Source organism: Aerophototrophica crusticola, from assembly GCF_012913305.1.
Lineage (GTDB): Bacteria > Pseudomonadota > Alphaproteobacteria > Azospirillales > Azospirillaceae > Niveispirillum > Niveispirillum crusticola.
The window spans coordinates 3,097,991-3,122,083 of the sequence record NZ_CP051775.1 but is presented as its reverse complement, the minus strand read 5'-3'; the positions used below and the strand labels follow the sequence as shown (position 1 = coordinate 3,122,083).

Genomic DNA, 24,093 nt, shown 5'->3' with positions numbered 1-24,093 from the left:
CCATCGCTTTGCCGCATCCGCCACCCTTTCCGCTTCCCCCGCGAAGGCGGGGGTCCACAGTTCCTTTGCGACGGTGGGGGCGGCGAACGGGTCAAAAACCGTGGGCCCCCGCCTTCGCGGGGGACGCGGGGTCTTTTGTGACATGCGTTGTGCGCCCCGGCAGCCGTGCCGGGTGGTGGGTGCCGCGCCATGACCGAGCACGGCCTCCCCGTCCTCTACGCCCTGTTCGTCTGGTGGTTCAGCACCGGGCTGATCGCCTGGCTGAACGGGCTGGACCGCTCCACCTTCCGCTGGACCCTGCTGGGCGCCTCCATCGTCGGGGCGGCGGGGTTGGGGGCGGTGGCCTGGGCGGCGGGGCAGGACAGCGTGGCGGGGGCCTATGCCGCCTTCACCGGGGCGCTCGCCGTCTGGGCCTGGAACGAGACGGCCTTCCTGCTGGGGGCCGTCACCGGGCCGCACCGCACCGCCTGCCCCCCGGGGTTCAGGGGTGGGAACGCACCGGCTTCGCCCTGCGCGCCATCCTGTGGCACGAGCTGGCCATCCTGGCGGGCGGGCTGCTGATCCTGCTGGCGGGCTGGGACGCGCCGAACCAGGTGGCGGGCTGGACCTACCTGCTGCTCTGGGGCATGCGGATCAGCGCCAAGCTGAACGTCTTCCTGGGCGTGCCCAACCTGTCAGAGGCCTTCCTGCCCGGGCACATGGGCTATCTGGCCAGCTTCTTCCGCCGTCGGCCCATGAACGTGCTGTTCCCCGTCTCCGTCACCGGAGCCACCCTGGTGACGTGGCTGCTGGCGCAGGGGGCGGCCGACCCGTCGGCCGGGCCGATGCTGGCCACCGGCCTGACCCTTCTCGCGGCGATGGCGGCCCTCGCCCTCGTCGAGCATTGGCTCATGGTGCTGCCGCTGCCGTCGGCGGCCCTGTGGGCCTGGTACCTGGGGCAACGGCTGGACCGGCCGCCCCCGTCCCCCAAGCGGGGCCCGGACCCAACCTGGCCCCATCCACCCCCTGGAGGCCGTCATGAACTACGAGGCGTTTTTCCGTCAGGAGCTGGACGGCCTGCACCAGGAGGGTCGGTACCGCGTCTTCGCCGACCTGGAGCGCCGGGCCGGGGACTTCCCCAAGGCGCTCCTGCACCGCGACGGCACGACGCGGGAGGTGACGGTCTGGTGCTCCAACGACTATCTGGGCATGGGCCAGCACCCGGACGTGCTGCGGGCCATGCACCAGGCCATCGACCTGTACGGGGCCGGGGCCGGCGGCACCCGCAACATCTCCGGCACCAACCATTCCCATGTGCTGCTGGAGCGGGAGCTGGCGGACCTGCACGGCAAGGAATCCGCCCTGCTGTTCACGTCAGGCTACGTCTCAAACTGGGCGGCGCTGGGCACCCTGGCCGCCATGATGCCGGACTGCGTGGTGCTGTCCGACGCGGGCAACCATGCCAGCATGATCGAGGGCATCCGCCACAGCCGGGCGGAAAAGAAGGTGTTCCGCCACAACGACACGGCCCACCTGGATGAGCTGCTGTCCCAGGTGGCCCCCGGCCGGCCCAAGCTGGTGGCGTTCGAGAGCGTCTATTCCATGGACGGCGACATCAGCCCCATCGCGGAGATCTGCGACGTGGCGGACAAGCATGGCGCCATGACCTACCTGGACGAGGTGCACGCCGTGGGCCTGTACGGCCCCCGCGGCGGCGGCATCGCCGAGCGGGAGGGGCTGATGGACCGGTTGACGGTGATCGAGGGCACCCTGGGCAAGGCCTTCGGCGTGGTGGGCGGCTACATCGCCGCGTCGGACGCCCTGTGCGACTTCGTCCGCAGCTTCGCCAGCGGCTTCATCTTCACCACCTCCCTCCCGCCGGCGGTGGCGGCGGGGGCGCTGGCCAGCGTGCGGCACCTGAAGGCCAGCAGCGTGGAGCGGCGCCGCCACCAGGAACGGGTCGCCAGCTTCCGCCGCCGCCTGGACGAGGAAGGCCTGCCCCACATGGACAACCCCAGCCATATCGTGCCCGTGATGGTGGGGAACCCGGTCTGCTGCAAGATCATCAGCGACCGGCTGCTGGACCTTCACGGCATCTATGTCCAGCCCATCAACTATCCCACCGTGCCGCGCAAGACCGAGCGCCTGCGCATCACCCCGTCGCCCCTGCACAGCGACCAGGACATCGAGTGCCTGGTGGGCGCGCTCTGCGACATCTGGGGGGAGGTGGGCCTACTCCGCACCCGGGCGGTGGCGGCGGCCTGAGGGACCCTACCCCCTCTCCCCGGTGGGGAGAGGGGGAAATGCTACTCCGCCGCCAGGGTCACCAGCGGCTTGCACAGGCGCAGCCCCTCGATGTGGTGGCCCAGCTTCTCGATCTTGGCGAGCTGGTCCGACTGGGGGTGCTGGGGCAGGGACAGGTGGATGGCGTCGCAACGCAGGGCGTGGGCAAGCCGCTCCATCTCCACCAGCAGCGCCTCCGCGGCGGATACGGGGTCGAACAGGTCCAGCGCCACCAGCATGTCCACCTGCAGCACCTTGCCGTGGCTCAGGCTGGGCACGGTCTGGTAGGTGAACAGGCCGTGGATGTAGCCATGGCCCAGTTGGGCTACCATCACCCCGCTGGGCTGGGCCGTCGGAAGGCGCACCACGTTGCGGCCCTTGGGCAGGGGCGGGCCCATCAGTTGCAGGGCATATTCCCGCCACCGTTCCACGGAGACCCGGGGAAACGCGGTCTGCACCACGGGGAACGCCTGGTCAACGCGTCGGGCGTCCAGCGGCTTGACGTCGAAAGAGTCGGGCATGGGGAAATCCGGCAATCCTCAGACCACCTGTGTACGGCACCCGGCGCAAGGCTGCCTTGACGTGGATCAAGGGCTCGGCGTGCCAAACCTATGCCCTTTTGGTGATCTTGGCCTGCCCGGACGGCCAGACCAAAGGAAATAGCACCCCTGCGATCCCATGCGTGCGACGAATGGCGTCATACCCCTGTGGCGGCGGAACAGGCAGGAATCTCAAACGTTTTTGTTGCCGCACCCCGTGGCGGCGCGCCATGAATCACCGGGCCGTTGTCCGCCTTGCGGGCATTAGGCGTTGCAGATATGCGGTTTTGGGAGCATGATTTTCCCACCGACGCGGCTGGACATCTTTATGCCTTTTGGCGGGGGATGCTGGCCGCACGCGCGGGCCGCAGGGTAGGAGCCGGCTATGCCGCCGTTCGATATGGGCCGTGTCCGTGACGTCAGCGCCCAGGCTGATGTCAACCCGTGCGGGGCCTGCCCGGTCCGGTCACTGACCGTCTGCGCCGCGCTGGAGGCGGAGGAGCTTCGCCGCTTGGCGGAGATCCTGCAGACCGTGCGGTTCGAGCCGGGCCACACCCTGTTCGGGGAAGGCGACAAGGCCGACACCCTGTACAACGTCACCGCCGGCACCATGAAGCTGTACAAGCTGCTGCCGGACGGGCGTCGCCAGATCACCGGCTTCCTGCTGCCCGGCGACTTCCTGGGCCTTTCGGTGAACGAGACCTACGCCTATTCGGCGGAGGCGGTGACGCCGGTAACCCTGTGCCGCTTCCCCCGCCGCCGGATGGAAGCGCTGCTGGACGAGTTCCCGAAGATGCAGCGGCGCCTGTTCTCCATGGCGTCGAACGAGCTGGCAGCCGCCCAGGACCAGATGCTGCTGCTGGGCCGCAAGACGGCGAAGGAGAAGATCTGCTCCTTCCTGCTGATGCTCAGCCAGCGCGCCCAGCGCCGCGGCCACAAGGAAAACCCGGTCCACGTGCCCATGAGCCGGGCCGACATCGCGGACTACCTCGGCCTGACCACCGAGACGGTGAGCCGGACCTTCACCCAGCTGAAGACCAGCCGCGTGATCGCCCTGCTGGAAGGCAACAAGGTCCAGATCCACGACATGGACCAGCTCTACGACTTGGCCGAGGGGTCGTGAGGGCTTCCCGGTTCCGGGTTGCCATCCAACCCTGACGTGGGCAGACATTTTACACGGACGACACGGACCCCGCTTCGCGGGGACACGGACAAGCACGGACGGGGTGCGGCCTTCACTGGTTGTGTGCTTCCCCGGCGGGCCTGCCAAAGATGATTGCGCCGAAGGCGCGGTAAAGCCAAAAAGGCGCGAGCGCCCGTGACAGGCCATCGTCCGTGCCTGTCCGTGTCGCCGACGAAGTCGGCGTCCGTGTCGTCCGTGTCAAACCGCACCGACGCCCGGCCGATGCATCCGCCACCCCCCATGCCCAAACCGCCCATCTCCCGCGCTTGCCCGCGCGCTTGACAGGGGGCATGCCGGTTCCCAAAGTCGCCGCCTGTTCCTGAAGCACCAAGAGGATCGCCATGTCTTCGGCCGAACTGCCCGTCGCCGATGCCGCCCAGGTCGCCATCACGTTGCCCGACGGCAGCGTGCGGACCTATGCGCGCGGCACCACCGGGGCGGAGGTCGCGGCCAGCATCGCCAAGTCCCTGGCCAAGGCCGCCCTGGCGGTGAAGGTGGACGGCGCGGTCCGTGACCTGGCCCTGCCCATCGAGCGGGACGCTAGCCTGGAGATCGTGACGGACAAGAGCCCGGACAGCCTGGAGCTGATCCGCCACGACGCCGCCCACGTGATGGCCGAGGCGGTGCAGAGCCTGTACCCCGGCACGCAGGTCACCATCGGCCCGGCCATCGCCAACGGCTTCTACTACGACTTCGCCCGGGACGAGCCCTTCACGCCCGACGATCTGGTGAAGATCGAGGCGAAGATGCATGAGATCGTCAACGCCAACGCCCCCTTCACGCGGGAGGTGTGGGACCGGGACGAGGCGATCCGGCACTTCCTGTCCATCGGGGAGAAGTACAAGGCGGAGATCATCCGCGACCTGCCGGGGACGGAGACGATCACCATCTACCGCCAGGGGCAATGGTACGACCTTTGCCGCGGCCCGCACCTGCCCAGCACGGGCCGGGTCGGCCACGCCTTCAAGCTGATGAAGGTGGCGGGGGCCTATTGGCGCGGCGACCACCGCAACCCCATGCTCCAGCGCATCTACGGCACCGCCTGGCGGACGGAGAAGGAGCTGGCCGAGTACCTGCACCAGCTTGAGGAGGCGGAAAAGCGCGACCACCGCCGGCTGGGCAAGGAGATGGACCTGTTCCATGTGCAGGAGGAGGCGGCCGGCAGCGTCTTCTGGCACCCCAAGGGCTGGACCCTGTACCGCACGCTGGAACGCTACATCCGCGCCAAGCTGGACCATGCCGGCTATGTGGAGGTGCGGACGCCGCAGCTCTATGACAGCAGCCTGTTCAAGGCTTCCGGCCACTGGGACATGTATGGCGACAACATGTTCAAGATCCGGGAGAGCGTGGCGGAGGACGGGACGGAGAAGCTGCTGGGCGTGAAGCCCATGAACTGCCCCGCCCACGTCCAGATCTTCCGCCAGGGGCTGAAGAGCTACCGCGACCTGCCCATCCGCATGGCGGAATTCGGCAACTGCCACCGCAACGAGCCGTCGGGCGCGCTGCACGGCATCCTGCGGGTGCGCAACTTCACCCAGGACGACGCCCACATCTTCTGCACCGAGGAGCAGGTGCCGGATGAGGCGGCGCAGTACTTCAAGCTGCAGCTCGGCGTCTACAAGGACCTCGGCTTCGACCGCATCGCCGTGAAGCTGGCCCTGCGGCCGGACGTGCGCGCCGGGTCGGACGAGGTCTGGGACAAGGCGGAGGAGGGGCTGCGCCAGGCCCTGCGCGCCAACGGGCTGGAGTTCGAGGAGCTGCCGGGCGAAGGCGCCTTCTATGGCCCGAAGGTGGAGTTCCACCTGACCGACGCCATCGGCCGGTCCTGGCAGTGCGGCACCCTGCAGCTGGACTTCGTGCTGCCGGAGCGGCTGGACGCCAGCTATATCGGCCAGGACGGCGCCCGCCACCGGCCGGTGATGCTGCACCGGGCCATCCTGGGCAGTTTCGAGCGCTTCATCGGCATGATGATCGAGCACTATGCCGGCAAGTTCCCCCTGTGGCTGGCCCCGGTCCAGGCCGTGGTGGCCACCATCGTCAGCGACGCCGACCCCTGGGCGGCGGAGGTGGCGGCGGCCTGCCGCAAGGCGGGCCTGCGGGTGGAGGCCGACACGCGGAATGAGAAGATCAACCTGAAAGTGCGTGAGCACAGCCTGTCCAAGGTGCCGGTCATGCTGGTGGTCGGGGGGCGCGAGGCGGAAAACCGCACCGTCGCCATACGCCGACTGGGCAGCCAGCAACAGGAAGTGCTTGCCCTTGACGCCGCCATCGCTAATCTTATTGCGGAGGCGCGGCCCCCGCGGGTGGCGATTCCATCGATTCAGCGTTCTAAGTCCAACGATAACGTCACCAAGCCAGGTCGTCACAGACGGGCACGCCGCCGCCCCGGCCGGACCAGGGGTCCCGCGGCGGCTGCCCCATAGTCACAGGAGAAGGTTCCATAGCCAGGCCGACCCCACAGGACCGCGAACCGCAACGCGACGGTCCCCGCATCAACCGTGAGATCAATGTCCGCTCCGTCCGCCTCGTCGATGCCAATGGCGAGATGGTCGGGGTGGTGAGCCTGCGTGACGCGCTTTACGCGGCAGAGGAAGCCGGCCTCGACCTGGTCGAGGTGTCGCCCAACGCCGACCCGCCCGTCTGCAAAATCCTCGACTATGGCAAGTACAAGTACGAGGCGCAGAAAAAGGCCAACGAGGCGCGCAAGAAGCAGAAGGTCATCGAGGTCAAGGAGATAAAACTCCGGCCCAACATCGACGATCACGATTATGAGATCAAGATGAGGGCCATGCGCAAGTTCCTGGAGGAGGGCGACAAGGTCAAGGTGACCATGCGCTTCCGCGGCCGTGAGATGGCCCACCAGGACATCGGCATGAACGTGCTGGTGAAGGTGCGCGACCAGCTCGAGGACCTGGGCAAGGTGGAGCAGATGCCCCGCCTGGAAGGCAAGCAGATGATCATGGTGCTGGCGCCCAAGTGACCGCCGGCCCTGATCGCTGATACCCCACGACCCCCGCCCGGCCCCGCCGCGGCGGGGGTTCGTGTTTCAGGCGTCTTGCAAGCCAACGGATGTCAGCCCGGGCTTGACCCGGGCACTTCGGGAAAGCGGGCATGCCAAGGGGCGGCAGGGGGCCTCCCCTTGGGTGCTGGTGCTGTGGCCAGCGGGTCTATTGAACGCAGAGGACACGGATGGCCGCAGAGGACGCAGAGAGGTCTGGACTTACTGGAACAGTGATGACGGTGATGGCCAGGGATGACGGTGATGGGATGGGCCTGGGGTGAGGTTTGGGCCTGAATTGGCGGTTGGTTTTGTTGGCGCCTTTGGCGCCGGTAAAGTGGGGGGGCGTTGGGCCCAACGGCGCCGCTGCGCCAACCCCTCCGTGTCCTCTGCGGCCATCTGCGTCCTCTGCGTTCCCAAATCAAAGCTGGCCACAGGCGCGGAGGAGCGGGGGTGGGGATGCATCACTGTCATCCCTGGCCATCATTGTCATCACTGTTCCGGTAAGTGACCCTCGGTGCAGGGGGCCGGCGGGTGGGCTTTCGGTGATTGGCACGACGCGATCCCGAGGGCCCCGGGTCAAGCCCGGGGTGACGTCCGGTGCCCTGCATTCACGGGGCCGCGCGCCAGGGCCCTTGCCCCGCGGGGCGGGAGGGCTTACCTGAGGGGCATGGTCAACCGCCTGCTCTCCCGTGTGCTGAGTCTGCTGGTCGCCCTGGCCCTGTTGGCCGGGACGGCGGTGCCGGCCGTTGCCGCGGGCCCGGTTGGTGGGCAGCACCACGCGGCCATAGCCACCCACGGCCACGGCAATGGCCATGCCTCGGCGGGGCATGACCACCACCAGGATATGGCCGTCATGGACGCCGCCCTGGGCTGCCCCCATTCCCCGGACGATGCGGACCATCCCGGCATGGCCGCGGACTGCCTGAAGGCCTGCCTGGGCATCACCCTGCTGTCCCAGGTGGACCCGCTGCGCCTGCCGCCCCGCTGGCCGGCGGATTTCTTCCCGCCCCTGTCCGACGGGCTGTCCGGGTTGAAGCCGGAACCGGCGCTGGAGCCGCCAAGACCCGCCCTCGCCGCCTGAATCCCCGGCCTTCGCGCCGGGACCGGACATCCTGCGAGGGGACATACCCATGAAGCCGACCCTTTTCGCGCTGGCCGCCCTGCTGGCCGCGCCCGCCCTGCTTGCCGATACCGCCGCCGCCCGGGCACGGGACGGCCACGACGCCCATGCCGGGCACGCCCCGGCCCCCGCTGCCGCCAAGGCCCCCATTCCCTATGCCGCCGAGTGGGCGGAGGGAATGGACGCCATGCACCGGGAGATGGACATCCGCCTGTCCGGCGACGCCGACCTGGATTTCCTGCTGGGCATGATGCCCCACCACCAGGGCGCCATCGCCATGGCCGAACTGGCCCTGAAACATGCCAAGGACCCGCTGGTCCTGACCCTGGCCCGGTCCATCCTGTGGGACCAGACCAAGGAGATCGAGGACATGGAGACCCTGGTGGTCCGCCGCCAGCTCGGCGCCTGGCCCGCCGTGGCGGAGGCCGCCCGCAAGCCCGCCCCCACGGGCGGGCACGGGACGCACGGGGCCGGCATGCACCATGCCGGCCACCCGGGCGCCGACGCCAACTCCGGCGACCACCACGCCATGCACCATGGCTCAGACACCGACCACGCCAAGCACCACGCCGCCCACCACGGCAGTGACGCCGACCATGCCAAGCACCACGCGGCACACCACGGCAGTGACGCCGGCCATGCAAAGCACCACGCCGCCCACCACGGCTCCGACACCGACCATGCCAAGCACCACGCGGCGCAGCACGGTTCCGGCGGCGGCCATGCCATGCAGCATGGCGGCGCGGGGAAGGGCGAAGGGCATGGGGGCCACCATGCCCAGCCCCAGGGTGGCCATGCCGGCCACGCGGGCCATGCCGGCGGCCCCATGATGGCGCCCGCGGCGGACGGTCCGGCCTACAAGGCGGAATGGGACAAGGCCATGGCACAGATGCACGGCGCCATGGACATCACCCTGACCGGCAACCCGGACGTGGATTTCCTGCGCGGCATGATCCCCCACCACCAGGGCGCCCTGGACATGGCGGACGTGGCCCTGGCCTATGGCGACGACCCCTTCGTCCAGGACATGGCGCGCGAAGTCATCATCGCCCAGACCTGGGAAATCGACCACATGCGCAAGCTGCTGAAGCGGCTGGGTGACCAGTAGGGCAAGGCTGCCGGTTCTGCTATCCTCCTCCCCCGCAAGGACGGGGGAGGGACGGATGGCGGATGGTGGGTCGAAGCCGGTGCAGGATCTGGACCTGATGGTGGTGGCGCGCTTCGACCCGAAGGTGCGCCTCTACCTGTTCCTGAAGGCCCTGGGACTGCTGGCCGTCACTGGCGTGGGCCTGGTGCTGCTGCCATTTTCCGCTTGGGTGGCCTGGTGGTGGTCCGGGCATTTCTATGACACGCTGCGCTGTGCCCTGACCCGGCGGCGCCTGCGCTTCAGCTATGGCATCGTGTTCCAGCGGGAACGCACCATCCCGCTGGACAAGATCCAGGACCTGTCCCTGATCAAGGGCCCGCTGCTGACCAAGCTGGGCCTCTGCACCCTGCGGGTGGAGACGGCGGGCGGGGGCGGCAGCGACGGCAGCGGGTCCGTGGACCTGATCGGCATCGTGGATGCCAAGGCCTTCCAGGAGCTGGTGCTGGCCCAGCGGGACAAGGAACTGGCCGCGGCGGAGGCCGCCCAGGCACCGCCACCCACCCCCGCTGCCACCGCCACGGAGACGGAGGCGGTGCTGCGTGACATCCGTGACATCCTGGGCCGCATCGAACAGCATCTGGACTCACGGTCCCCACTGACCCCTTCTTAAGGGGCCGGGGCTATCGACCGGCGTCCGCACGGGATCATCGGAGCAGGCATGGCAGCCGGGCATTGGCTGGACGGGGCGGCTTTGTACCAGGTCTACCCCCTGTCCTTCCGCGACGGGAACGGGGACGGCTGGGGCGACCTGGCCGGGGTGGCGGCGGGGCTGGACCACATCGCCGGGCTGGGGGTGGACGGCATCTGGCTGTCGCCCTTCTATATCTCCCCCCTGGCCGACTTCGGCTATGACGTGGCCGACCACAAGGCGGTGGACCCGCGGCTGGGGGACCTGGCCGCCTTCGACCGGGTGGTGGACAAGGCGCACCGGCTGGGCCTGCGGGTGCTGCTGGACCTGGTCATCGGCCACACCAGCGACCGGCACCCCTGGTTCGTGGAAAGCCGCGCGGGCAAGGCCGGCGGCAAGGCCGACTGGTACGTCTGGGCCGACCCCAGGCCGGACGGCACCCCGCCCACCAACTGGCTGTCCGTCTTCGGCGGCTCCGCCTGGAGCTGGGAGCCGCGGCGGCGCCAATACTACCTGCACCATTTCCTGAAACAGCAGCCCAGCCTGAACCTGCGCGACCCCTGCGCCCTGGCGGCCATCTGCGACGTGGCCCGCTTCTGGCTGGAGCGGGGGGTGGACGGGTTCCGGGTGGACGCGGTGGATCACCTGATGCACGACCCGCTGCTGCGGGACAACCCGCCGGCGGACCCGCACCCCTTCGACTTCCCGGCCAAGCTGTTCGGCATGCAGGTCCATGCCCACGACATGGTGTTCGGCGACGTGCCCCCGGTGCTGGAGGCGCTGCGCCGGGTGGTGGACGATTACCCCGGCGCCGTCCTGCTGGGGGAGCTGTCCAGCCAACCCGGGGCGGGGGAGCGCATCGCCCTCTACACCCGCCCCGGCCGCCTGCACACGGCCTATGCCCTGGATTTGCCCAAGCGGCCCTTCACGGCCCAGGCCCTGCGCGGCGCCCTGGTGGCCGCGGCTGACCGGGGCGCCACCTGCTGGTCCTTCAGCAACCATGACGTGGCCCGCGCCGCCAGCCGCTGGTGCCCGGCGGGCGCGGACCCGGCGCAGGCCAGCGCCCTGCATGCCCTGCTGCTGGCCTGCCTGCCCGGCACCGTCTGCGTCTACCAGGGGGAGGAGCTGGGCCTGACCCAGGCCGACCTGCCGTTCGAGGCGCTGCGCGACCCGTTCGGCCTGGCATATTGGCCGGAGTTCCCGGGCCGCGACGGCAGCCGCACCCCCATTCCCTGGACCCCCGCCGTGCCCAATGGCGGCTTCTGCCCCGCCGAGTCGGTCCCCTGGCTGCCCCTGGCGGCGGACCATTTGTCCAAGGCCGTGGCGGTGCAGGATCGCCGCGGCGGCTCCCCCCTCGCCACTTGGCGGGCGGCCATCGCCCTGCGGCAGAAGACCGAGGCCCTGCGCAACGGCCTGCTGTCCTCGGTGGACGAGGACGGGCCCGTGCTGGCCTTCACCCGGGTGGGGGCGAAGGATCGGGTGGCCTGCGTCTTCAACCTGTCCGCCGAGCCCGCGACCTATGTGCTGGACGAGGCCGACGGATGGACCCCCATCCCCCTGCCCCGCCCGCCGGGCGGGGGTGAGGCGGCGCTGGCCATGGACGGCACGCTGACCCTGCCCCCGCTGGGGGCGTGGCTGGGGCGGCGGTGAGGGCCCTTACCCCGCCTTGCAGGCCTTCACGGCCTCCGGGTTGGCGGTGACGGCGGGGGCGTCCCGTTCCGCGGCGGCGACCTTTTCCTTCATGTCGGGGCCGCCGCTTTCCAGCAGCATCTTCAGCGTCTCCGGGTCGACGGCCTGGATGCTTTCCACGTTCATCACCCGCAAGCCGATGGCCATCACCTCCTGCGCGTCCTTGAAGCCGTGCTTGCGGGGGATGGCGTCCAGGTCCACGCCGCGCAGGGATTCCACGCTCTGCGGCTTGCCGGCGTTGGCCTGCTTGGATTCCAGGCAGGCGGCCCCGTAGCGCTTCATCAACGCGTCCGTCAGGGGCGGCTCCGCCTGGGCCAGGGCAGGGGTCGCGGCCAGCAGGGCCAGGGCCGCGAGGGTCGGGACGCGCATCGGTAACTCTCCAGCATCGTTCTCTATCGAACCAAGGCGCGCAGGCTGCCAGGGCGGCACGCCCGCCGCCATTCCCCCTCGGTACAGGCCCGCTACCCCCTTCGCCGCGATCAGAGATGCGGCGGCAGGCCGGCCGTGGCATAAGGGCCGCCTGCCCCGGCCACAAGCCACAGGATGACCGCATGCCCCTGTCGCCCGACATCCTGGTCCCCCTGCTGGGTATCGCCTGGCTGGCCTACACGGCCGTCTACATCACCGGCCGTACCCGGGCGGAGCCCATGCTGCGGCGCTGGGCGGAGCGGGAAGGGCTGCGCATCCTGCGGGCCCGGCCGCGCCGGATCTCCGTCTTCAATGCCGAGCTGCTGCTGAAGGTCAGCCCCCTGCAACGGGTGTATGAGGCCATCGGCACCCGCGGGTCCCGCACCGTGCTGCTGGTGGTGCGGCTGGGCCACCCCTGGCTGGGCTGCCTGCGGGATGAGGTGGCGGTGATCACCGAGGCGCCCTGGGATGGCATCCTGGACGCGCGCTGAGGGATGGGGCGGCTGGCCGGGCGGCCCGGCGACCCTATGTCCAGCGGGGGGAAGCCCGTGAAGGAAGGCCGATGAAGCGCGTGCTGCTGGTCCTGTTGGTGCTGGTGCTGGCCCTGGCCGGGGCCGGCGTCGCCTGGCTTTATACCCCCGACATCCCGCGGGGGGAGCTTGAGGCCAAGTATCTGCGCGGGCCCCAGGATTATGTGGAGGTGGACGGGCTGCGCGCCCATGTGCGCGACGACGGGCAGGGGCCGGCCATCATCCTGGTGCATGGCTTCGCCAGCCACCTGATGACCTGGGATGCCTGGGCCAAGGACCTGTCCCGCGACCACCGGGTGGTGCGCTTCGACCTGCCGGGCCATGGGCTGACGGGGCCGGACCCCCAGGGCTACGCCATGGACCGGCTGCCCCGGTTCGTCGTGGCGGTGATGGACCGGCTGGGCATCGACAAGGCCACGGTCGTGGGCAACTCCCTCGGCGGCTACACGGCGTGGCGGGTGGCGGCAGAGCATCCGGACCGGGTGGAGAAGCTGGTGCTGATCGCCGCCGGCGGCTTCCTGCGGGAAGGTTATGCCTATGGCGACGCGCCGGACCTGCCCTTCTACGCCGCCGTCATGACCTGGGCCACCCCGCCCAGCCTGGTCCGCCTGACCACCGCCCGCCTCTATGCCGACCCGGCCCGGCTGACCGACGCGGCGGCGGAGACCTATAGCGACATGATGCGGGCGCCGGGGGTGCGGCGGGCCCTGTTGGACCGGCTGGACAGCTTCAGCGTGGCTGACCCGCTGCCCGCCCTGCGATCCATCCGCGCGCCCACCCTGCTGATGTGGGGCGCGAAGGACCCCATGGTGCCCCTGGCGGACGCCGAGAAGTTCCGCCAGGCCATCCCCGACGCCACCCTGGTGACCTATCAGGACGCCGGCCACATGCCCATGGAGGAAATCCCGGAACGCACGCTGAAGGACTTACGGGCGTTCCTGGGCAGGGATTGACGCGGGGCGGGGCGGCCATGTTCAATCGCCCCCCGCACCGTCCCACCCAGAAGGACCGATCATGACCGATCCCACCCTGTTCGCCGGCGGCCTGCTGTTCGATGGGGAGACGGCGCCCAGGCCGGGGCTGGGGGTGATGGTGGCGGACGGGCGCGTCACCCGGGTGGCGCCGGCGGGGAGTTCGCTGGCTTCGCCGGCCCGCGGGTGGACACGTCGGGCGGCACGTTGATGCCGGGCCTGATCGACGCCCATATCCATCTGGGGCTGGAGGCGACGGGTGACGTGGTGACCACCCTGCGCGCCCGGCCCCATGGCGACCTGACCCTGAAGATGCTGGAGAATGCCCAGGCCAGCTTGCGGGGCGGCATCACCGCGGCCCGGGACTTAGGGGGAGTGGAGTGGCTGGAGATCAGCTTGCGCAACGCCATCGCGGCCGGGCGGCACCTGGGCCCCACCCTGCGCTGCGCCGGCAAGGTGCTGACCATCACCGGCGGCCATGGCGCCTGGATCGGTCAGGAATGCGACGGGGAAACGGCCTATGTCCACGGCGTCCGGCTGAACGTGAAGCACGGGGCGGACGCCATCAAGCTGATCGCCACCGGGGGCGTGTTGACCGGCGGGGTGGACCCCATGGCCCCCCACCCCACGGCGGCGGAGATGGGGGCGGCCGTGCGCACGGCCCATGATTTCGGCCTGAAGGTGGGCGTCCATGCCCAGGGCGCCCGCGGCATCGCCCGCGCGCTGGAGGCCGGGGCCGACAGCATCGAGCACGGCTTCGAGCTGACCGATGAGCTGATCCAACGGATGATCGACCAGGGCACGGTGCTGGTGCCGACCCTGTCCGCGATGGCGGCCCTGCTGGCCATGGCCGACAATTTGCCCGCCTTCGTCCGCGACAAGGCCAAGCGCTTCGGCGCCATGCACTACGACAGCTTCAGCCGCTACGTGGCCGCAGGGGGCATGGTGGCCTTGGGCACCGATGCCGGCACCCCCGGCAACCGCCATGGGGAGAACGCTCAGGAACTGGCCCACATGGTCCGGCTGGGCATGGACCCCCTGGCCGCCCTGGTGGCGGGCACCGCCACCGCCGCACGGCTGCTGGACTTGAAGGACCAGGGGCGGGTGCGCGAAGGCAGTGCCGCCGACCTGCTGCTGGTCCCCGGCGACCCGACGCAGGACATCCTGGCCGCCGCCGACGCCAATCGGCACCGCGGCGTGTGGAAGGGCGGCGTGGACGTGCGCGCCGCCCTGGGCGCCCCCCTGTCCGGCGCCCCGGCCTTCGCCTTCAGCAGCCCGGCGGAGGCGGGATTTTGAGCGTAGGCTGAACTCGGCCGCAGAAACAGGGAAGGCCGGGCTTGCGGCCCGGCCCCCTCCCTACTACCCGCGTCGCGCAGGGATGGCGGCGGGCCGCCTCGGGGCACCTGTCGGGAAGCGCGCTTCCCATGTCCCAAGTGCACCTTGGACGATAGAAGAGCCGTCCTGCCAACGCAATGGTCCGTCACCTTCGTCAGTGGCAGGGCCCCACCCTGGTGATCCCAGGACCTGAGAGGATGATTTCCGGGTCCATGCTCAAGGTCGTGGCCCCATCGGTATAGGTTTCGGTCAGCAAGCGGGTCCCGGCGAATTGCAGGACGGCTGACAAGCTTCCCGCTTGGACCGCGACTGTCCTGCCCGCGTCCGAGAAATCCAGGTACACAGGCACGGACTGCCCGGCTTCGTCCTCACAATGGATGGTCCGCGGGCCATCGGTCCGGAAGAAGACCGGGTCATTCTCCCCCATCCAGGCCGTCATGAACAAGGCAGCGAAGACGACCAGGATTGTCAGGGCGAACACCTTAGTGCGCGGCGTCACTGCCATGTTTCACCCCAACCAAGCCGCCGACCTACGACACATAATCCTTCACCGCCGCGTGCGCGCGGGAGGCGAATTGGCGGCGCCAGAGGACGGCGGTGACCCAGGTGACCAGGGCGATGAACAGGCCGGGGTGCACCAGCCAGCCCAGGGTGGCGAAGGCGAAGTAATAGGCGCGCAGGCCCTTGTTGAAGGCGATCACCGCCAAGGACAGCATGGCGGCGGCGGACTTGGCCAGCTGCTCCGCCTTTTCCCCCGGCTCCAGCGGCGTGGCGCCCACCAGGGCGACGGTGTAGTTGAACTGCCGCACCGACCAGGTGAACTTGAAGAAGCCATAGATCAGGATGGCGATCAGCAGCAGCAGCTTCAGCTCGAACAGGCCACGGCTGGTGCGCTGGGCGAAGCCGATGTCCATGATCACCTGGTAGGCCTGGTCCACCGCGGCCAGCGCGCCCACCAGGCCCGCCAGCAACAGGACCGTGGTGCTGGCGAAGAAGGACACGCTGTTGATCAAATGGCCCAGCAGCATGCCGTCCAGCATGCGGTTTTCCCGCTTCACCATGGTGCGCATCCAGTCCAGCCGGATGACGCCCATGTGGGAGTTCAGGTGCCCACGGTCGGTGCGCAGCCGGTCCACGAACAGGCTGTAGCCGCACCAGACGAACAGGAACCAGCCCAACGCGACCAGGTCCAGCGGCGAGAGGCCTTCCAGGATCGCCTGCATGCCGCCCCCGTCAGGCCAGCCGGTAGCGCTCGGCCACCAACCCGTTGAGATAGGCCTTCAGCTCCGGCGTCAGCGGGTCGAAGCTGATGGAGACGCTGGCCGCCCCCGAGTCCACCGCCAGCACCTTGGCCTGGACCGGCACCGGTTCCCCCGCCCCTGGGGCGGCCACCAGCAGGGTCACCACCTCCCCCGGCTGGTAGCTGTCGGGCTTGGCCTCCAGCGACATGCCGCCGAAGGACCAGTTGCGGGTGCGGGCCATGCCCTTGCGGCTGCCCACGGCCAGCACGGGCTTCATGAAGCGGCGCAGGCGGCGGCGCTGCTTCACCGGCTTGCCGCCGGGGGCCTCCGTCCGCTTGGCCCCGGCCAGGTCGGCGCCGCGCATGTTGATGCCGGTGACGATGGCGCCGACCATGTCCACGCCGCGCAGGATGGCGCCGGACAGGTTGGCGTTGGTCAGGTCCGCCTCATGCAGGCTGGCGCCCTCCAAATTGGCGGGCCAGGTGCGCCCGCCGGTGATGGGCTGCGCCTCGAAGCTGGCGCCCACCAGGTGGGCCTGCTGGAAGAACGTGCGGCGCAGGGTGGCGCCGCGGAAGCTGGCGCCGTCCAGCACCATGCCGCGCAGGGTGCTGTAGGACAGGTCGGCCATCTCGAACTGCGCCTCCGTCCAGTCCGCCGGGGCGAAGCGGCAGCGGCGCAGGCGGGCGCCGGACAGGGTGCGGCCCTTCAGGCTGACGGCGGGCACGTCCGCCATGTCCAGGTCCAGCCGTTTGCCCTTGGCGCCGCTGCTGTCCACCAGCGCCTCATGCTCCGCCACCAGGGCCAGGAAGGCCTCCGCCGACAAGGCCTTGCGCGGCGGCTCGGTGATCTGGGCAAGGCCGCCGGTGGGCAGGTTCTTGGCCTCTGCCAACACCTCGCAGTCCACCAGCGTGCCGGCAAGCTGGGCGCCGGCCAGGTTGGCCCCGGTCAGGTCCACCCCAGCAGCACGCAGCGGGACAGGTCGGCCCCCGACAGGTCCGCGTCTAGCAGGTCGGCACCGGACAGGTCGCAGCCCGTCAGCTTGGCGCTGCACAGGATGGCGCGCTCCATCCGCGCCTCCGTCAGCACGGCGGGGCCGTCGCGGCCCGTGCTGCCGTCGGCGGTGGCCAGTTGCCCGGCGCGGAAGTCCGCCCCGCGCAGCACCACATCGTTCATGGTCGCCCGGTGCAGGTTTGCCCCGCGCAGGTCGGCGCCCGACAGGTCCGCCCCGGTCAGGTCCGCCCCCTCCAGGTCCGCGCCGAAAAGGTCCGCCCGGGACAGGTCGGCGCCCGGCAGCTTGGCCCCTGCCAGGCTGGCGCCGGCCAGCTTTGCCTCCGCCAGCTTCACCCCGGCTAGGGACAGGCCCGACAGATCCTGGAACGGCAGCTCCGCCCGCCGGCCGCCCTTGCCCTCCACCCACTGGCGGTGGAGCTGGAGCTCCTTGCGGATGCGGTCCAGGTCGCGGGTGGGCTGGGGCTCGCTCATCTTGGGAACCGGCGGTGGGGGCGGGGCAGGTCGGGAGACTAGAAGCAAGGGGGCGCGAAAGCAACCGGGGGGCGACCACCAGGCCCCGATTTTGCCCGTCCCCCGCCCGCCCCCTTGACCCGGGGCGGTGGGGTGTGCCGAGACTGCGGCAGCGAAGCGGAACGGGCCAGCAAACCATGCGGGTGGACGGGACACGGCGCCGGACGATCTGGCTGGAAGGGGATGGCCGCACGGTCGGCATCATCGACCAGACCAGCCTGCCTTTCGGCTTCCGTACGGCAAGGCTGACCCGGCTTGACGAGGCGGAGGAGGCGATCCGCGCCATGCGGGTGCGCGGCGCCCCGTTGATCGGCGTCACCGCCGCCTATGGCATGGCCCTGGCGATGGCGGAAAGCGCGTCCGACTGGTCGGTGGACCTGGCCTATGGCAGGCTGCTGGCGGCCCGGCCCACGGCGGTGAACCTGCGCTGGGCCCTGGACCGCATGCGGGAGGTGCTGGACATCACCCCGCCGGGGAGCGCATGGCCCGCGCCTATGCCGAGGCGGCTTCCATGGCGGAGGAGGACGTGGCGACGTGCGAGGCCATCGGCCGCCACGGGCTGCGGCTGGTGAAGGACATGCAGGCCCTGCACCCGGACCGGCCCCTGAACATCCTGACCCATTGCAATGCCGGCTGGCTGGCCACGGTGGACTGGGGCACGGCCACGGCACCCATCTACCAGGCCCACCAGCAGGGCATCCCCGTCCATGTCTGGGTGGATGAGACGCGGCCCCGCAACCAGGGCGCCTTCCTGACGGCGTGGGAGCTGGGGCAGGAGGGCGTGCCCCACACGGTCATCCCCGACAACACGGGCGGCCATTTGATGCAGCGGGGGATGGTGGACCTCTGCATCGTCGGCACCGACCGGGTGACGGCGGAAGGGGACGTGGCCAACAAGATCGGCACCTACCTGAAGGCCCTGGCGGCCAAGGACACGGGCGTGCCCTTCTGGGTGGCGCTGCCCGGCAGCACCATCGACTGGACCCTGGAGGACGGCGTCCGCGACATCCCCATCGAGCAGCGCGGCGGGGAGGAGGTGTCCGACCTGACCGGCCAGACCCGGGACGGGCGGGTGGAGACTGTGCGGGTGGTCAGCCCCGGCAGCCCCGTCGCCAACTACGCCTTCGACGTCACCCCGGCCCGCCTGGTCAGCGGCTTCATCACCGAACGCGGCCTGTGCGAGGCGACGCGGGACGGCCTGTCCGGCCTGTTCCCCGACCAGGACGACCGCACCCGGCCCAGGAACGCGGCGAACGACGCTTGATGGCTGGTGGCGGGGCGGATTGGGGACACGGATGAACGGGATGGTGTCCGGATGTACGCGGATGTGGGCGTGCCACGGGACATGTCGCGGGAGATAACTAGAAGCGATCATCGCGGCTGCGCCGCAGGCATCAATCCTTATCCGTGATCATCCGGAATGATCCCGTTCATCCGTGTCCAAAGAACATCCGCACCCGCACCACCCCTCACACCCGCCTTGCCGCCGCCACGGCCAGTTCGGAGCCGCGTTCGACCACCCAGCCCCAGGCCTTCAGCGGCCAGGGCACCGGGCCGCCCAGGGCGGCGGCCTCGTCCCGGTGGTGCACCTCGTCCCCCTGCAGGCGGGCCAGCAGGTCGGCCAGGGCGGGGTCGGCGGCGCGGGCGCGGGCCATCTGGTCCTCATAATGCCGGTCCACGAAACTCTCCACCGCCGCCACGGTGGCAAAGGCGGCGCGGGGGCCCAGCAGGGCGGGCAGGGCGCCGGTGACGAACCCCGCCACCTTCCACAAGGGGATCAGGCGGCTGCGGTGCCGGGGCGGCACCAGCTCCCCCATCCGCTCCAGGTGTTCCGACTCGGTGGCCAGGTGCCGCTCGGCGAAGGCGCGCACCCCTTGGTCGCGGCTGACCGCCAGCATGCCGCGGTAGATCCACACCGCCCCCGTCTCCCCCGCATGGTCGGTGCGCAGGTCCGCCATTACCGCGTCCGGCAAGGGCATGTCTCTCCTCCCGTCGTCCTGGGCTGATGAACCTGAGGGGGATCGGGCCGGCGGCAAGGGGCAGGGTGACGCGGGGGGTGATCCCCAGCTTCACCCACGCAGTCGCATCAGCGTTGGTAAAGCTCCACGCTCCCACCCTTACTGCCTCCCCTGCGAAAGCAGGGGTCCACAGTTCTTTTACTGGGCTGACGTTGGACGGCGGCTCAAAAACCGTGGGGCCCCTGCTTTCGCAGGGGAGGCGGTCGTTTTTGCAAACAACGTGTTGCTGCTATGTCAGTGCCTATGTGGAGGATGCCGTAAGAGGGAAGGTCACCCCACCCCTCACGCCGCCTGCTGGAAAAGCGGCAAATGGTCGGTCAGGTACAGGCGGAACCAGTAGGTATAGGCGTCGGGCCGTTCCGCCACGTCGGCCAGCAGGGAGGCCAAGTCCAGCCAGGCGACCATGCCGACCTCCGCCGGGTCGGGCAGGATGGGGCCGGCGTGGTGGCCGGTGAAGACGCTCACCACCTCGTTCTCCGCCAGGCCGTTGTCGAAGCGCACGGCATAGTCCACCCGCCCCACCCGGGTCAGGGGGCAGGCGAAGCCCAGCTCCTCCCCCAGCCGCCGGGACGCGGCAGCGGCCGTGTCCTCCCCTGGCCGGGGATGGCCGCAGCAGGCGTTGGACCAGAGGCCGGGCGAGTGGTACTTGCCCGCCGCCCGCCGTTGCAGCAACAACCGCCCCGTCCCGTCCCGGATGATGACGGAAAAGGCACGGTGGCGCAGCCCCTCCCGGTGGGCCAGCAGCTTGGGCATGGTGCCCAGGGGACGGTCCTGCTCATCCACCAGCACCACCTGCTCGGCCGCGTCGTCCTGGGGGGTGGGCCGGTGGGCGGTCTGCCGGGCAGGGGGCATGGGGCAACTCCTTCACGGGCGGGAGCCGGGACAGGTGGGCACGGGCCCCGGCGTCGCACAGGGTATGCGGCACCGGAAGAGTGACGGCCACCACTGTAAATTCAGATTGACACTTTGTTCTGTCAAGCGAAGATACAGGCATGGCTTACCCGCGCCCCGCCACTGTGCTGGAGTTGCTGAAGCCCATCACCTGGTTCCCACCCATGTGGGCCTTCGGGTGCGGGGTGGTCTCCTCCGGCGTGTCGGCGGAGGGGCGCTGGCCGTTCGTGGTCGCCGGGGTCCTGCTGGCGGGCCCGCTGGTCTGCGCCACCAGCCAGGCGGTGAACGACTGGTTCGACCGGGAGGTTGACGCCATCAACGAGCCGCACCGGCCCATCCCCTCCGGCCGCATGCCGGGCCGCTGGGGCCTGTACATCGCCATCGCCTGGACGCTGCTGTCCCTGTTCGCCGCCGCCAGCCTGGGGACCTTCGTGCTGGGGGCCGCCGTGCTGGGACTGGCGCTGGCCTGGGCTTACAGCGCGCCGCCCTTCCGGCTGAAGCGCAATGGCTGGTGGGGCAATACGGCGGTGGCCGCCTGCTACGAGGGGCTGCCTTGGCTGACCGGGGCGGCCGTGATGGCCGCCGCCAACCCGGACGCGCGGGTCTTCGCCCTGGCGGGCCTCTACAGCCTGGGCGCCCACGGGATCATGACCCTGAACGACTTCAAGTCGGTGGAGGGGGACCGCCGCATCGGCATCGCCAGCCTGCCGGCCAGCCTGGGCGTGGACCGGGCGGCCAAGCTCGCCTGTGCGGTGATGGCCGTGCCGCAGGTGGCGGTGGTGGGCCTGCTGCTGGCCTGGGGCCTGCCCCTCTATGCCGGGATCATCGCCCTGTCCCTGGCGGTGCAGCTTGTCCTGATGGCCCGGCTGCTGAAGCGCCCGCGGGAGCTGGCGCCCTGGTACAACGGCACCGGCGTCACCCTCTACGTCCTGGGCATGCTGGCCAGCGCCATCGCGCTGGGCCACGCCACCCCCGACCCCGAATTCGCCGCCGCCCTCGCCAATCTGGTGACGCCATGAAGGCCGATGCGAGACAGTTCCTGGGATGGCTGGGCATGGTCCGGTTCGGGCTGGTGCAGGCGGCCTTGGGCGCCATCGTGGTGCTGACCACCAGCACCATGAACCGGGTGATGGTGGTGGAGCTGGCCCTGCCGGCCATGCTGCCCGGCGCCCTGGTGGCGCTGCACTTCGCCGTGCAGGTGACCCGGCCCCGCATGGGCCACGGGTCCGACGTGGGCGGGCGGCGCACCCCCTGGATCATCGGCGGCATGGCGGTGCTGGCCCTGGGCGGCGTGCTGGCCGCCCTGTCCATCGGCTGGCTGGCGACGGACCCGGCCTGGGGCACGGCCCTGGCGGTGCTGGCGTTCCTGATGATCGGGCTGGGCGTGGGGGCCGCCGGCACCTCCCTGCTGGTGCTGATGGCAAGCCGCGTGGCCTCGGGACGCCGGGCCGCGGCGGCCACGGTCACCTGGGTGATGATGATCGTCGGCTTCATCGTGACCACCGCCATCGTCGGCAGCCTGCTGGACCCGTTCAGCCCGGCCCGCCTGCTGTCCATCACCGCGTCCGTCGCTGCCATCGCGCTCGCGGTCAGCACCCTGGCGGTCTGGGGCCTGGAAGGCCGCCCGGCCAAGCCCATGGCGCGGGCTCAAGCCCCGGCGAAGGTGCCCTTCCGCGCCGCCCTGGCCCAAGTGTGGGGGGAGCCGGCGGCCCGCGGCTTCGCGGTCTTCGTCTTCCTGTCCATGCTGGCCTACAGCGCCCAGGATTTGATCCTGGAGCCCTTCGCCGGCGCCGTCTTCGGCCTGACGCCGGGGGAGACGACCAAGCTGTCCAGCCTGCAGCATGGCGGCGTGCTGGCGGGGATGATCCTGGTAGCCATCGTCGGCAGCCTGTCCCGCGGCAAGGGCCCGGGGTCCCTGCGCGCCTGGACGGTGGGGGGCTGCGTCGCCTCCGCCCTCACCCTCGCCAGCCTGGGGCTGGGCGGGCTGATGGCGCCGGCCTGGCCGCTGAAGGCCTGCGTCTTCGCCCTGGGCATCGCCAACGGCGCCTTCGCCGTGGCGGCCATCGGCTCGATGATGGAACGGGTGGGGGCGGGGTCCCAGGGGCGCGACGGGGTGCGCATGGGGCTGTGGGGGGCGGCGCAGGCCATCGCCTTCGGCCTGGGCGGGTTCCTGGGCACCGCGGCGGCGGATTTGGCGCGGGCGGTCTTCGCCGACCCCGGCACCGCCTATGCCGCCGTCTTCCTGGCAGAGGGCGTGCTGTTCCTCGCGGCGGCGCAGATGGCGCTGCGGCTGGACTTCGACCGGGCGGCCCCGGTCGAACCTGTGCGGACGGAACTGGTGGGAATCAGCCGGGCCTGACGGTCCGGGGAAGGGGGCGACCCATGCTGGCGATGGTGACCCGTGACGTGGTGGTGGTGGGCGGGGGCCCCGCGGGCGCCACTGCCGCCGCCGACCTGGCCCGCGCCGGGAAGGACGTGGTGCTGCTGGACAAGGCCGGGCGGATCAAGCCCTGCGGCGGGGCCATCCCGCCCCGGTTGATCCGCGACTTCCAGATCCCCGACGGGCTGCTGGTGGCCAAGATCACCTCCGCCCGCATGGTGGCGCCCAGCGAGAAGCGGGTGGACATGCCCATCGACGACGGCTTCGTCGGCATGGTGGACCGGGGCATGTTCGACGAATGGCTGCGGGGCCGCGCCGCCGCCGCGGGGGCGGAGCGGCAGTCGGGCAGCTTCCTGCGGCTGGAGCGGGACCGGGACGGCACCGCCATCGTCGTCTACCACCCCAAGGACGCCCCCGACGGGACGGAGGCGCGGCTGCGGACGCGTCTGGTGATCGGGGCGGACGGCGCCAACTCCGCCGTCGCGCGGCAGGCCCTGCCGGGGGTGGAGGCGCCGTTCGTGTTCGCCTACCATGAGATCATCCGCGCCCCCGCCCCCCAGACCGGGGCGGACATGGACGGGCGGCGTTGCGACGTCTACTACCAGGGCCGCCATTCCCCCGACTTCTACGCCTGGGTCTTCCCCCACGGGGACACGGTCAGCGTCGGCACCGGCAGCGCGGTCAAGGGCTATTCCCTGCGCAAGTCCATCGCCGACCTCCGGGACCGGGCGGGCCTGGCGGGGTGCGAGACGATCCGCAAGGAGGGTGCGCCCATCCCCATGCGGCCCCTGAAGCGCTGGGACAACGGCCTGGACGTGCTGCTGGCCGGCGACGCCGCCGGGGTGGTGGCGCCCGCGTCGGGGGAGGGGATCTACTACGCCATGGTGGGCGGCCGCTTGGCGGCGGAGGCGGGGGTGGCCTTCCTGGAGACGGGCCGTGCCGCGGAGCTGGCCCAGGCCCGCAAGCGCTTCCTGAAGGCCCATGGCCGGGTGTTCTGGGTGCTGGGGCTGATGCAGCGCTTCTGGTACGGCAGCGACAAGCGCCGCGAACGCTTCGTCAGCATGTGCCGCGACCGGGACGTGCAGAAGCTGACCTGGGACGCCTATATGAACAAGGAGCTGGTGCGCGCCAAGCCCGTCGCGCACGTCCGCATCTTCTTCAAGGATCTGGCCCACCTGTTCGGCCTGGTCCCGCCCTGACCCGCGTCCCCCGCGGGGGGAGGAGTTGCC

The 24,093-nt window shown here is 70.5% G+C and carries 22 protein-coding genes and 3 pseudogenes; 17 read left to right on the top strand and 8 right to left on the bottom strand.

Annotated features, from left to right (window positions below; translation table 11 throughout):
• Positions 1-189 precede the first annotated feature (189 nt).
• Positions 190-884, top strand: a pseudogene (gene puhE / locus HHL28_RS15260) (putative photosynthetic complex assembly protein PuhE); the annotation flags it as partial.
• Between the two features lie 133 nt (positions 885-1,017).
• On the top strand, positions 1,018-2,244 hold the full coding sequence (gene hemA / locus HHL28_RS15255; RefSeq protein ID WP_075771776.1) for a 5-aminolevulinate synthase: 1,227 nt from the start codon (positions 1,018-1,020) through the stop codon (positions 2,242-2,244).
• Between the two features lie 41 nt (positions 2,245-2,285).
• Here hemA and HHL28_RS15250 read toward each other — a convergent pair whose 3' ends face one another.
• Positions 2,286-2,783 carry a hypothetical protein gene (locus HHL28_RS15250; protein WP_075771777.1) on the bottom strand — a complete coding sequence of 166 codons (498 nt, stop codon included), beginning with the start codon at positions 2,781-2,783 and terminating at the stop codon, positions 2,286-2,288.
• 403 nt (positions 2,784-3,186) lie between these two features.
• On the opposite strand from HHL28_RS15250, the gene HHL28_RS15245 reads away from it, so the two are divergent.
• The 7 genes and pseudogenes from HHL28_RS15245 (at position 3,187) to HHL28_RS15215 (ending at position 11,530) form a co-directional block, all read left to right on the top strand.
• On the top strand, positions 3,187-3,924 hold the full coding sequence (locus HHL28_RS15245; RefSeq protein ID WP_075771778.1) for a Crp/Fnr family transcriptional regulator: 738 nt from the start codon (positions 3,187-3,189) through the stop codon (positions 3,922-3,924).
• 401 nt (positions 3,925-4,325) lie between these two features.
• A pseudogene (gene thrS, locus HHL28_RS15240) lies at positions 4,326-6,284 on the top strand (threonine--tRNA ligase); the annotation flags it as partial.
• A gap of 140 nt (positions 6,285-6,424) precedes the next feature.
• A complete protein-coding gene (gene infC / locus HHL28_RS15235) occupies positions 6,425-6,964 on the top strand; it encodes a translation initiation factor IF-3 (protein WP_075771780.1) in 540 nt (179 codons plus the stop codon).
• Positions 6,965-7,652: 688 nt separating this feature from the next.
• Positions 7,653-8,066 (top strand): hypothetical protein, encoded by a 414-nt coding sequence (locus HHL28_RS15230; protein ID WP_075771781.1) that lies wholly within the window; start codon positions 7,653-7,655, stop codon positions 8,064-8,066.
• 49 nt (positions 8,067-8,115) lie between these two features.
• Positions 8,116-9,213, top strand: coding sequence for a CopM family metallochaperone (copM, locus tag HHL28_RS15225; RefSeq protein WP_075771782.1), 1,098 nt, complete (start codon positions 8,116-8,118; stop codon positions 9,211-9,213).
• Between the two features lie 55 nt (positions 9,214-9,268).
• The gene (locus HHL28_RS15220) at positions 9,269-9,862 is read left to right on the top strand and encodes a PH domain-containing protein (protein WP_083699204.1); all 594 of its coding nucleotides are present in this window, start codon (positions 9,269-9,271) and stop codon (positions 9,860-9,862) included.
• A gap of 48 nt (positions 9,863-9,910) precedes the next feature.
• Positions 9,911-11,530, top strand: coding sequence for an alpha-amylase family glycosyl hydrolase (locus HHL28_RS15215; protein ID WP_075771783.1), 1,620 nt, complete (start codon positions 9,911-9,913; stop codon positions 11,528-11,530).
• Positions 11,531-11,536: 6 nt separating this feature from the next.
• Here HHL28_RS15215 and HHL28_RS15210 read toward each other — a convergent pair whose 3' ends face one another.
• Entirely contained in the window at positions 11,537-11,938 is a 402-nt protein-coding gene (locus HHL28_RS15210; RefSeq protein WP_075771784.1) for a hypothetical protein, read from the bottom strand.
• Positions 11,939-12,120: 182 nt separating this feature from the next.
• Here HHL28_RS15210 and HHL28_RS15205 point away from each other — a divergent pair, with 182 nt between their 5' ends.
• From HHL28_RS15205 to HHL28_RS15190, 4 genes are all read left to right on the top strand, one after another.
• Positions 12,121-12,468, top strand: coding sequence for a hypothetical protein (locus tag HHL28_RS15205; protein WP_075771785.1), 348 nt, complete (start codon positions 12,121-12,123; stop codon positions 12,466-12,468).
• A gap of 71 nt (positions 12,469-12,539) precedes the next feature.
• A complete protein-coding gene (locus tag HHL28_RS15200) occupies positions 12,540-13,460 on the top strand; it encodes an alpha/beta fold hydrolase (RefSeq protein WP_075771786.1) in 921 nt (306 codons plus the stop codon).
• A 61-nt stretch (positions 13,461-13,521) separates the two neighbouring features.
• A complete protein-coding gene (locus HHL28_RS15195) occupies positions 13,522-13,689 on the top strand; it encodes a hypothetical protein (protein WP_169655404.1) in 168 nt (55 codons plus the stop codon).
• Positions 13,689-14,774, top strand: a complete 1,086-nt coding sequence (locus HHL28_RS15190; RefSeq protein WP_169655402.1) for a metal-dependent hydrolase family protein — start codon at positions 13,689-13,691, stop codon at positions 14,772-14,774. The genes HHL28_RS15195 and HHL28_RS15190 overlap by 1 nt, the downstream gene beginning before the upstream one ends.
• Positions 14,775-14,967: 193 nt before the next feature.
• Here HHL28_RS15190 and HHL28_RS15185 read toward each other — a convergent pair whose 3' ends face one another.
• Genes HHL28_RS15185 through HHL28_RS15170 form a run of 4 tightly spaced genes read right to left on the bottom strand, consistent with a single transcriptional unit; the run spans position 14,968 to position 17,536 of the window.
• Positions 14,968-15,318 (bottom strand): hypothetical protein, encoded by a 351-nt coding sequence (locus HHL28_RS15185; RefSeq protein WP_075771788.1) that lies wholly within the window; start codon positions 15,316-15,318, stop codon positions 14,968-14,970.
• 25 nt (positions 15,319-15,343) lie between these two features.
• On the bottom strand, positions 15,344-16,036 hold the full coding sequence (locus HHL28_RS15180) for a DUF599 domain-containing protein (RefSeq protein WP_075771789.1): 693 nt from the start codon (positions 16,034-16,036) through the stop codon (positions 15,344-15,346).
• A 10-nt stretch (positions 16,037-16,046) separates the two neighbouring features.
• Positions 16,047-17,009, bottom strand: a complete 963-nt coding sequence (locus HHL28_RS15175) for a pentapeptide repeat-containing protein (protein WP_169655400.1) — start codon at positions 17,007-17,009, stop codon at positions 16,047-16,049.
• The gene (locus HHL28_RS15170) at positions 17,000-17,536 is read right to left on the bottom strand and encodes a pentapeptide repeat-containing protein (RefSeq protein ID WP_169655398.1); all 537 of its coding nucleotides are present in this window, start codon (positions 17,534-17,536) and stop codon (positions 17,000-17,002) included. The genes HHL28_RS15175 and HHL28_RS15170 overlap by 10 nt, the downstream gene beginning before the upstream one ends.
• A 176-nt stretch (positions 17,537-17,712) precedes the next feature.
• Between HHL28_RS15170 and mtnA the strand changes: the two are divergent.
• Positions 17,713-18,839: pseudogene (mtnA, locus tag HHL28_RS15165) on the top strand (S-methyl-5-thioribose-1-phosphate isomerase).
• Positions 18,840-19,044: 205 nt separating this feature from the next.
• On the opposite strand, the gene HHL28_RS15160 reads toward mtnA, so the two are convergent.
• Both HHL28_RS15160 and idi read right to left on the bottom strand, forming a co-directional pair.
• Positions 19,045-19,554 (bottom strand): demethoxyubiquinone hydroxylase family protein, encoded by a 510-nt coding sequence (locus HHL28_RS15160; RefSeq protein ID WP_075771792.1) that lies wholly within the window; start codon positions 19,552-19,554, stop codon positions 19,045-19,047.
• Between the two features lie 321 nt (positions 19,555-19,875).
• Positions 19,876-20,445 carry an isopentenyl-diphosphate Delta-isomerase gene (gene idi / locus HHL28_RS15155; RefSeq protein ID WP_075771793.1) on the bottom strand — a complete coding sequence of 190 codons (570 nt, stop codon included), beginning with the start codon at positions 20,443-20,445 and terminating at the stop codon, positions 19,876-19,878.
• 140 nt (positions 20,446-20,585) lie between these two features.
• Here idi and chlG point away from each other — a divergent pair, with 140 nt between their 5' ends.
• Genes chlG through HHL28_RS15140 form a run of 3 tightly spaced genes read left to right on the top strand, consistent with a single transcriptional unit; the run spans position 20,586 to position 24,063 of the window.
• Positions 20,586-21,503: a chlorophyll synthase ChlG gene (gene chlG / locus HHL28_RS15150; RefSeq protein ID WP_075771794.1), complete on the top strand. Its 918-nt coding sequence runs from the start codon at positions 20,586-20,588 to the stop codon at positions 21,501-21,503.
• A 35-nt stretch (positions 21,504-21,538) separates the two neighbouring features.
• Positions 21,539-22,843 carry a BCD family MFS transporter gene (locus tag HHL28_RS15145; RefSeq protein ID WP_404325903.1) on the top strand — a complete coding sequence of 435 codons (1,305 nt, stop codon included), beginning with the start codon at positions 21,539-21,541 and terminating at the stop codon, positions 22,841-22,843.
• Positions 22,844-22,866: 23 nt separating this feature from the next.
• Entirely contained in the window at positions 22,867-24,063 is a 1,197-nt protein-coding gene (locus HHL28_RS15140) for a geranylgeranyl diphosphate reductase (protein WP_075771796.1), read from the top strand.
• The last annotated feature ends 30 nt before the right edge of the window (positions 24,064-24,093 follow it).

Excerpts from the sequence above, each read along its gene's own strand:
- hemA (WP_075771776.1), top strand. The coding sequence starts at position 1,018 with ATGAACTACGAGGCGTTTTTCCGTCAGGAGCTGGACGGCCTGCACCAG.
- HHL28_RS15250 (WP_075771777.1), bottom strand. The coding sequence starts at position 2,783 with ATGCCCGACTCTTTCGACGTCAAGCCGCTGGACGCCCGACGCGTTGAC.
- HHL28_RS15245 (WP_075771778.1), top strand. The coding sequence starts at position 3,187 with ATGCCGCCGTTCGATATGGGCCGTGTCCGTGACGTCAGCGCCCAGGCT.
- HHL28_RS15230 (WP_075771781.1), top strand. The coding sequence starts at position 7,653 with ATGGTCAACCGCCTGCTCTCCCGTGTGCTGAGTCTGCTGGTCGCCCTG.
- copM (WP_075771782.1), top strand. The coding sequence starts at position 8,116 with ATGAAGCCGACCCTTTTCGCGCTGGCCGCCCTGCTGGCCGCGCCCGCC.
- HHL28_RS15220 (WP_083699204.1), top strand. The coding sequence starts at position 9,269 with ATGGCGGATGGTGGGTCGAAGCCGGTGCAGGATCTGGACCTGATGGTG.
- HHL28_RS15215 (WP_075771783.1), top strand. The coding sequence starts at position 9,911 with ATGGCAGCCGGGCATTGGCTGGACGGGGCGGCTTTGTACCAGGTCTAC.
- HHL28_RS15210 (WP_075771784.1), bottom strand. The coding sequence starts at position 11,938 with ATGCGCGTCCCGACCCTCGCGGCCCTGGCCCTGCTGGCCGCGACCCCT.
- HHL28_RS15205 (WP_075771785.1), top strand. The coding sequence starts at position 12,121 with ATGCCCCTGTCGCCCGACATCCTGGTCCCCCTGCTGGGTATCGCCTGG.
- HHL28_RS15200 (WP_075771786.1), top strand. The coding sequence starts at position 12,540 with ATGAAGCGCGTGCTGCTGGTCCTGTTGGTGCTGGTGCTGGCCCTGGCC.
- HHL28_RS15195 (WP_169655404.1), top strand. The coding sequence starts at position 13,522 with ATGACCGATCCCACCCTGTTCGCCGGCGGCCTGCTGTTCGATGGGGAG.
- HHL28_RS15190 (WP_169655402.1), top strand. The coding sequence starts at position 13,689 with ATGCCGGGCCTGATCGACGCCCATATCCATCTGGGGCTGGAGGCGACG.
- HHL28_RS15185 (WP_075771788.1), bottom strand. The coding sequence starts at position 15,318 with ATGGCAGTGACGCCGCGCACTAAGGTGTTCGCCCTGACAATCCTGGTC.
- HHL28_RS15180 (WP_075771789.1), bottom strand. The coding sequence starts at position 16,036 with ATGCAGGCGATCCTGGAAGGCCTCTCGCCGCTGGACCTGGTCGCGTTG.
- HHL28_RS15170 (WP_169655398.1), bottom strand. The coding sequence starts at position 17,536 with ATGAGCGAGCCCCAGCCCACCCGCGACCTGGACCGCATCCGCAAGGAG.
- HHL28_RS15160 (WP_075771792.1), bottom strand. The coding sequence starts at position 19,554 with ATGCCCTTGCCGGACGCGGTAATGGCGGACCTGCGCACCGACCATGCG.
- idi (WP_075771793.1), bottom strand. The coding sequence starts at position 20,445 with ATGCCCCCTGCCCGGCAGACCGCCCACCGGCCCACCCCCCAGGACGAC.
- chlG (WP_075771794.1), top strand. The coding sequence starts at position 20,586 with ATGGCTTACCCGCGCCCCGCCACTGTGCTGGAGTTGCTGAAGCCCATC.
- HHL28_RS15145 (WP_404325903.1), top strand. The coding sequence starts at position 21,539 with ATGGTCCGGTTCGGGCTGGTGCAGGCGGCCTTGGGCGCCATCGTGGTG.
- HHL28_RS15140 (WP_075771796.1), top strand. The coding sequence starts at position 22,867 with ATGCTGGCGATGGTGACCCGTGACGTGGTGGTGGTGGGCGGGGGCCCC.